The sequence below is a fragment of the Pseudomonas sp. K5002 genome (assembly GCF_013386655.1).
Lineage (GTDB): Bacteria > Pseudomonadota > Gammaproteobacteria > Pseudomonadales > Pseudomonadaceae > Aquipseudomonas.
Map to the genome: position 1 here is coordinate 1 of NZ_JACARK010000412.1, position 5838 is coordinate 5838.

The window sequence follows — 5838 nt, forward strand, 5'->3', positions numbered from 1 at the left end:
TTTAGCAGCAGGCTTGGCCGCTGCAGTTTTCGCCGCAGGCTTGGCAGCCGGTTTAGCCGCTGCAGTTTTAGCCGCAACTGGCGCAGCTTTCAGGCCGGTGAGTTTTTCGATTTGCCTGGTCAAGGTATCGACCTTGCTGTGCAGCGCTTTCACTTCAGTACGGCTAGGTACGCCCAGTCGCGAAATGGCACTGTTCAGACGCTTGTCAAAAGCCCCTTCCAGTTCGCCCCACTTGTCGCTGATACGTGATTTGGCAGAACCGGCGGAAGCCTTTGCCGCATCGACTTGTTTACCCACTGTGCTCTTGGTCAACTTCTCGGCCTTCTCGCCGTCTTTAACCAAAGTCTCGAAGTATTTACCGCCGTCACTGCTCACCTTCGAGTACACGCCTAAACCGGCCAGCCAGATCTTGCGGGAGTATTTTTCAACTTCCCCGATCCACGAGCTGCCTTCTTTATCAGTAGTCTTTTTACCAGCCATCCCGTTGTCTCCTTAGTGTTTACGCGCGACACGTTCGAGCAATGCCGTCAGCTCATCGAGCTTAGCAGAGAGTGTCTCCACGTCATGTTTAGACGGAATGCCGATCCGATTCAAGGCACTTCCAACACGACTATCAAAAGCGCTTTCAACTTTATCCAGTTGCACTTCGACTCGACCTTTGACGCCGAAGACTTCGCTCTTGACTTGATCAATCTGACTGTTGGCTGCATCAAGTTGTTCAATCACAACTTTTTTGCCTTTAGTTTCAACATGTTGACCAGTCTTAACCAGCTCTTTGAAGTACTCGGCGCCCTCGCTTCCGACCTTGGCGTAAGCCCCCAAACCGGCCAGCCAGATCTTGCGGGCATAGGATTTAACGTCAGTCAGGGCGTTAGTTCCGGTAGCAATTTTTTTCTTCAAAATAACTTTGGCCATGGTGCACCTCACGCATAAAGGGGGGAGGAACTGCCCACAGAAGTTGGGGGCTTGGGCACAAAGTAGGCAGAAAAATTAGAATCGGCACCCTAAGAAGGTCGCAAATCAGGCCAGGGCTTTATCCAGTGCCTTCTCGATTTCGGACTTGATGGTGCCACTCATGGCCGACATCAACAGACCCAGCTCGACTTCAATCCGCAGGGAATCTTCCGCCACTTTCACGGTGCCTTTAACGCCCGAACGTTTGAGGTTCAGTGTGTCGCCGGCCCACGAAGACTCCAGGCCATATTGCTCCTTGAGTTTGCTCGCCAACTTGTCGGCTTTTTCTCGGGCAGCGTCTTTGCCCAGTGTGTGGGCACGTTCAACCTGTATACGGGCCATTTGAATGACTCCTCGTTATAGAGACTTGTCGACCCGCCATGCGGCAAAAGGTCTCGGTGACCACCTATCTTACCTTCAGCCTTGCCAAGACAAAGCATGCCTTGGGGATTAGAATGCCCCCATTCTCTTTTGGTGACAGCGATATGACTGATCAGCGCAAAGGCAGCGATGCCGAACCCACCACTCACTTCGGCTTCAAGAACGTCCCGGAAAGCCAGAAAGCGGAAAAAGTCGCCGAGGTGTTTCACTCGGTCGCCGCCAAGTACGACTTGATGAACGACGTGCTCTCCGGCGGCATGCACCGCCTGTGGAAGCGCTTCACCATTGAGTTGTCGGGTGTACGCACCGGCAACCGTGTGCTGGATATCGCCGGTGGTACGGGCGACCTGGCCGCCAAGTTCTCCAAGCTGGTGGGCCCCACCGGCCAAGTGGTACTGGCCGACATCAACGGCTCGATGCTCAAGGTCGGTCGTGATCGCCTGCTGGACAAAGGTGTGGCGGGCAATATCGAGTTCGTCCAGGCCGACGCTGAAAAGCTGCCGTTCCCGGACAACCACTTCGACTGCGTGACCATCGCCTTCGGCCTGCGTAACGTGACCCACAAGGAAGACGCACTGCGCTCGATGCTGCGCGTACTCAAGCCCGGCGGTCGCCTGCTGGTGCTGGAGTTCTCCAAGCCGACCAACGCACTGATGTCCAAGGTCTACGACACCTACTCGTTCGCCTTCATGCCGTTGATGGGCAAGCTGATCACCAATGACGCCGAAAGCTACCGCTACCTGGCCGAATCGATCCGCATGCACCCGAACCAGGAAACCCTGAAGTCGATGATGGTAGAGGCCGGATTCGACCGCGTGACCTACCACAACATGACCTCGGGCATCGTCGCCCTGCACCGCGGCATCAAGCCCTGATGTTGTTCGCAGGCCTTCTCGCCAGCGTCGAACACGGCCTCAACCGTGTACTGCGCCTGGACAGCACCGCCCTGGCACGGCTGGCGCACCTGAACGGCAGGATCATCGCCGTCGACTGCACCAGCCCCGCCTTGCAGCTGTTTATCCTGCCCAGCGATGAAGGCCTGTTGCTGGCGTCCCACTGGGCCGCCGACGCCGACTGCACCCTGCGTGCTTCCGGCTCAAGCCTGCTGCGCCTGGCCCTGAGCCGGGACAAGACGGCGATCCTCCACGGCCCGGACGTGGAACTTGAAGGCGACAGCGCGGTGCTGATGGACCTGGCCGCCGTGCTGCAAGACCTGGAACTGGACTGGGAATACGAGCTGTCACGTTGGCTCGGCCCGGTGGCCACCCAACTGATCAGCGGTCATCTGCGCAGCCGCACGCGCTGGTACCAGCAGGGTTTCGCCAGCCTGAACCAGAACCTCGCCGAATACCTGAGCGAAGAATCGCGCACCCTGGTCGGACAACGGGAAGCGGAAGCGCGCTTTCGCGAACTCGACCAGGCCAAACTCGACCTGGAACGACTTGAGGCGCGCTTCGAGCGCCTGAGCCGCTCCCTTGATTCAAGCGATAACGCATGAAGCTGCTCGCCGTCCGCCGTTTGTTTCGTATCCAGCGCGTCGTAATCCGCTACCGCCTCGATGACCTGCTGTTCGCCCTGCCGCTGCCGTGGTTTCTGCTGGCGGTGCGCTATGTGCTGCCGTGGCGCTGGTTGCCGCGCAAGACCCTCGAGCTGAGCCGTGGCGCGCGCCTGCGCCTGGCGTTGCAGGACCTGGGGCCGATCTTCATCAAGTTCGGGCAGATCCTCTCCACCCGCCGCGACCTGTTGCCCGAAGACATCGCCGACGAACTGATGCTGTTGCAGGACCGCGTGCCGCCGTTCGACTCGCAACTGGCAGTCACGCTGATTGAAGAACAGCTGGGCAAGAAGATCAGCGAAGTCTTCAGCCGCTTCGACATCGCGCCGCTGGCCTCGGCCTCGGTGGCCCAGGTGCATGCCGCGCAACTGAAAAGCGGCGAAGAAGTGGTGGTGAAGGTGATCCGCCCGGGCCTCAAGCCGATCATCGGCCAGGACCTGGCGTGGCTGTTCATCCTCGCCCGCGCCGCCGAGCGCTTTTCTGCCGATGCACGCCTGCTGCACCCGGTGGACGTGGTGCTGGACTACGAAAAAACCATCTACGACGAACTCGACCTGCTGCGCGAAGCGGCCAACGCCAGCCAGCTCAAGCGCAACTTCGAAGGCTCGCAGCTGCTGTACGTGCCGCAAGTCTATTGGGACTGGTGCCGCCCGAAAGTGCTGGTGATGGAGCGCATCTACGGCGTGCAGGTCACCGACCTCGCGACCCTGGCCGACCAGCGCACCGACATGAAGATGCTTGCCGAGCGCGGCGTGGAGATTTTTTTCACCCAGGTGTTCCGAGACAGCTTCTTCCACGCCGACATGCACCCCGGCAACATTTTCGTCAGCACCGTGAACCCGTGGAGCCCGCAGTACATTGCGATCGACTGCGGCATCGTCGGCAGCCTGACCCCGGAAGACCAGGATTACCTGGCGCGCAACCTGTTCGCTTTCTTCAAGCGTGACTACCGCCGCGTGGCGCAGTTGCACATCGATTCGGGCTGGGTGCCGGCCGAAACCAAGCTCAACGAATTCGAAGCGGCGATCCGCACTGTGTGCGAGCCGATCTTTGAAAAACCGTTAAAGGATATTTCCTTCGGTCAGGTGCTGATGCGTCTGTTCCAGACGGCGCGGCGCTTCAATATGGAAGTGCAGCCGCAGTTGGTACTGTTGCAAAAGACCCTGCTGAACATCGAAGGCCTGGGCCGCCAGCTGTACCCGGACCTCGACCTGTGGAACACCGCCCAGCCGTTCCTCGAGCGCTGGATGCGGGACCGTATCAGCCCGAAAACCCTGCTGGGCAACCTGCAAAGCCAGGTCGAGCAACTGCCGCACCTGGCTAACATGACCCGTGACCTGCTGGAGCGCATGTCCCAGCCCCACGCCAAGGACCCCGCACCGCCGTGGCACAAGCGCAAGGACGACTGGTTCCTGCGCCTGCTGGGCGCCGCGCACCTGGTGGGCGGTACGATACTGGCCGCCGGCGGGCCGCTGAATGAACTGGGCCACTGGCCGGCCGGCATCATGGTCGCGGTGGGCGTGTATCTGATCGTGCGTCGATAGCCAATCCGGTTATACACTGTCGCAAATTGCCGGAGCCGAAAATGAAAGACTGGCTGGACGAGATCAAGTGGGACAGTGACGGCCTGGTGCCGGCCATTGCCCAGGACTACAAGACCGGGCGCGTGCTGATGATGGCCTGGATGAACCGCGAGGCCCTGAGCCTGACCGCCGCCGAGAACCGCGCCATCTACTGGTCACGTTCCCGTGGCAAACTGTGGCGCAAGGGCGAAGAGTCCGGGCACGTGCAAACCCTGCATGAGATGCGCATCGACTGCGATGCCGATGTGGTGATCCTCAAGGTCGAGCAGATCGGCGATATCGCCTGTCACACCGGCCGTCACAGCTGCTTCTACCGCGTGTTCCAGAACGGCGAGTGGAAGACCGTCGAGCCCGTGCTCAAAGACCCGCACGCTATCTATTCGGCAGGACACTGAACATGAGCGATACCCTCAACCGTGTGGCCCAGGTGCTGGAAGACCGCAAAGGCGCGGACGCCGACAGCTCCTACGTCGCCAGCCTGTACCACAAGGGTCTGAACAAGATCCTGGAAAAACTCGGCGAAGAAACCGTCGAGACGATTATTGCGGCCAAGGACGCGCAAATCAGCGGCGACTGCAGCGACGTGATCTACGAAACTGCCGACTTGTGGTTCCACAGTCTGGTCATGCTCGCCCAACTGGGGCAGCATCCACAGGCAGTGCTTGATGAACTGGACCGTCGCTTCGGCTTGTCCGGGCATGCCGAAAAGGCCTCGCGCCCGTCCGCCTGACCAACTTTTACAGAGGAATTGCAGCATGGGCATTTTTGACTGGAAACACTGGATCGTCATTCTTGTGGTCGTTGTGCTGGTGTTCGGCACCAAAAAACTGAAAAACCTCGGCACCGACGTCGGTGAATCGATCAAGGGCTTTCGCAAGGCCATGAACGACGACGAAAAGCCTGCCGACCCGGCCGTCAATCCGGTGCCACCGGCGCAGCCTGTACACCCGCAGGCCACTCAGCCGATCACTGAACGTCGCACCTTCGACGTGCAGGCCGAGCACGTCAAAGAGCAGAACCAAAAAGACTCGTGAGTACTGAATAATGTTTGGTATCAGCTTCTCTGAACTGCTGCTCGTCGGCCTCGTGGCCCTGCTGGTACTGGGGCCGGAACGCCTGCCCGGTGCCGCGCGCACGGCCGGCCTGTGGATCGGGCGCCTGAAACGCAGTTTCAACGCCATCAAACAGGAAGTTGAACGGGAAATCGGCGCCGACGAGATTCGCCGGCAACTGCACAACGAACACATTCTGTCGTTGGAGCAGGAGGCACGGAAGATTCTCTCGCCGGTGCAGGAAACGCCCAAGCCGGTAGAGCCTGTGGCAGAGCATTCGATTGCTCCGCCCGCCGCACCCGCGCCTGCACCG

General features: G+C 59.7%; 10 protein-coding genes. 7 read left to right on the forward strand and 3 right to left on the reverse strand.

The window, feature by feature from the left end:
- The 3 genes from HX846_RS19010 to HX846_RS19020 all read right to left on the reverse strand — a co-directional run.
- On the reverse strand, positions 1 to 480 hold a 480-nt coding region (locus HX846_RS19010), incomplete at its 3' end, for a phasin family protein (RefSeq protein WP_178965893.1).
- A gap of 12 nt (positions 481 to 492) precedes the next feature.
- A complete protein-coding gene (locus tag HX846_RS19015; RefSeq protein WP_134325603.1) occupies positions 493 to 915 on the reverse strand; it encodes a phasin family protein in 423 nt (140 codons plus the stop codon).
- Positions 916 to 1020: 105 nt separating this feature from the next.
- Complete coding sequence (locus HX846_RS19020; RefSeq protein ID WP_008439272.1) at positions 1021 to 1296, reverse strand: polyhydroxyalkanoic acid system family protein; 276 nt, start codon at positions 1294 to 1296, stop codon at positions 1021 to 1023.
- Between the two features lie 143 nt (positions 1297 to 1439).
- On the opposite strand from HX846_RS19020, the gene ubiE reads away from it, so the two are divergent.
- The 7 genes from ubiE to tatB form a co-directional block, all read left to right on the forward strand.
- Complete coding sequence (gene ubiE, locus HX846_RS19025) at positions 1440 to 2210, forward strand: bifunctional demethylmenaquinone methyltransferase/2-methoxy-6-polyprenyl-1,4-benzoquinol methylase UbiE (protein ID WP_003209306.1); 771 nt, start codon at positions 1440 to 1442, stop codon at positions 2208 to 2210.
- Complete coding sequence (locus HX846_RS19030; protein WP_003209304.1) at positions 2210 to 2833, forward strand: SCP2 domain-containing protein; 624 nt, start codon at positions 2210 to 2212, stop codon at positions 2831 to 2833. Before ubiE ends, HX846_RS19030 begins: the two co-directional genes overlap by 1 nt.
- Positions 2830 to 4434 (forward strand): ubiquinone biosynthesis regulatory protein kinase UbiB, encoded by a 1605-nt coding sequence (gene ubiB / locus HX846_RS19035; protein ID WP_178965894.1) that lies wholly within the window; start codon positions 2830 to 2832, stop codon positions 4432 to 4434. The genes HX846_RS19030 and ubiB overlap by 4 nt, the downstream gene beginning before the upstream one ends.
- A gap of 41 nt (positions 4435 to 4475) precedes the next feature.
- Entirely contained in the window at positions 4476 to 4868 is a 393-nt protein-coding gene (hisI, locus tag HX846_RS19040) for a phosphoribosyl-AMP cyclohydrolase (protein ID WP_003209300.1), read from the forward strand.
- A gap of 2 nt (positions 4869 to 4870) precedes the next feature.
- Complete coding sequence (locus HX846_RS19045) at positions 4871 to 5203, forward strand: phosphoribosyl-ATP diphosphatase (RefSeq protein WP_178965895.1); 333 nt, start codon at positions 4871 to 4873, stop codon at positions 5201 to 5203.
- A gap of 25 nt (positions 5204 to 5228) precedes the next feature.
- Entirely contained in the window at positions 5229 to 5507 is a 279-nt protein-coding gene (locus HX846_RS19050; RefSeq protein WP_003209298.1) for a twin-arginine translocase TatA/TatE family subunit, read from the forward strand.
- Positions 5508 to 5517: 10 nt separating this feature from the next.
- Positions 5518 to 5838, forward strand: a 321-nt coding sequence (tatB, locus tag HX846_RS19055; protein ID WP_178965896.1) for a Sec-independent protein translocase protein TatB, incomplete at its 3' end; no start/stop codon positions are given.

Coding starts and splice junctions, on each gene's coding strand:
- HX846_RS19015 (WP_134325603.1), bottom strand. CDS start 915: ATGGCCAAAGTTATTTTGAAGAAAAAAATTGCTACCGGAACTAACGCC.
- HX846_RS19020 (WP_008439272.1), bottom strand. CDS start 1,296: ATGGCCCGTATACAGGTTGAACGTGCCCACACACTGGGCAAAGACGCT.
- ubiE (WP_003209306.1), top strand. CDS start 1,440: ATGACTGATCAGCGCAAAGGCAGCGATGCCGAACCCACCACTCACTTC.
- HX846_RS19030 (WP_003209304.1), top strand. CDS start 2,210: ATGTTGTTCGCAGGCCTTCTCGCCAGCGTCGAACACGGCCTCAACCGT.
- ubiB (WP_178965894.1), top strand. CDS start 2,830: ATGAAGCTGCTCGCCGTCCGCCGTTTGTTTCGTATCCAGCGCGTCGTA.
- hisI (WP_003209300.1), top strand. CDS start 4,476: ATGAAAGACTGGCTGGACGAGATCAAGTGGGACAGTGACGGCCTGGTG.
- HX846_RS19045 (WP_178965895.1), top strand. CDS start 4,871: ATGAGCGATACCCTCAACCGTGTGGCCCAGGTGCTGGAAGACCGCAAA.
- HX846_RS19050 (WP_003209298.1), top strand. CDS start 5,229: ATGGGCATTTTTGACTGGAAACACTGGATCGTCATTCTTGTGGTCGTT.